This is a genomic window from Vibrio albus (assembly GCF_003144035.1).
Classification (GTDB): domain Bacteria; phylum Pseudomonadota; class Gammaproteobacteria; order Enterobacterales; family Vibrionaceae; genus Vibrio; species Vibrio albus.
Window position 1 is genome coordinate 1 of record NZ_QFWT01000034.1, and the last position, 689, is coordinate 689.

The following is a 689-nucleotide window of genomic DNA, read 5'->3' on the forward strand; positions in this document are numbered from 1 at the left end:
AAGCGTTGTGAGGCGTTGAGCTAACCTGTACTAATTGCCCGTGAGGCTTAACCATACAACACCCAAGGGGTTTTGATGGACTCGAAGTAAGAACATTGAATGTGTGAATTGAGACTTTAAAAAACAGCTTTCCAGATTATTAAACTGGCCTGAATGGCGAGTTTAACAAGAATTTGCTTGGCGACCATAGCGTTGTGGACCCACCTGATTCCATGCCGAACTCAGAAGTGAAACGCAATAGCGCCGATGGTAGTGTGGGGTTTCCCCATGTGAGAGTAGGACATCGCCAGGCTTGCTTTATGTTTTCAGATTTTGAAAAATCTGAAGGCAAAACTAAATAAAGCATCTAGAGATTAAGACTTTATTTAGTAAAAGATACCACTGCGGAGTGGTAGTTCAGTTGGTTAGAATACCGGCCTGTCACGCCGGGGGTCGCGGGTTCGAGTCCCGTCCACTCCGCCACTTATATTAAAGCCCTGTCAGAAATGACAGGGCTTTTTTACGTTTTTAGCACAGTAATACCAATCGCACTAATACCAATCGCACTAATTTTATGATCTAATATCAGCTTCAAATAGGAGCTGATATGACAACCCCAGACTTCCCCAAACTCATTCGTTCAGCATCCGATGCTAGGATGCGCACGAGACTTCTCGCTATCTCCCATTTTGTTGATGGAAAAAATCGCA

1 tRNA gene and 1 rRNA gene are annotated in these 689 nt (G+C 44.1%); both read left to right on the forward strand.

Annotation, left to right across the window (positions count from 1 at the left end):
- Positions 1-176: 176 nt before the first annotated feature.
- Positions 177-292, forward strand: a 5S ribosomal RNA gene (rrf, locus tag DI392_RS19415).
- Positions 293-385: 93 nt separating this feature from the next.
- Positions 386-462: transfer RNA gene (locus DI392_RS19420), tRNA-Asp, on the forward strand.
- Positions 463-689 lie beyond the last annotated feature (227 nt).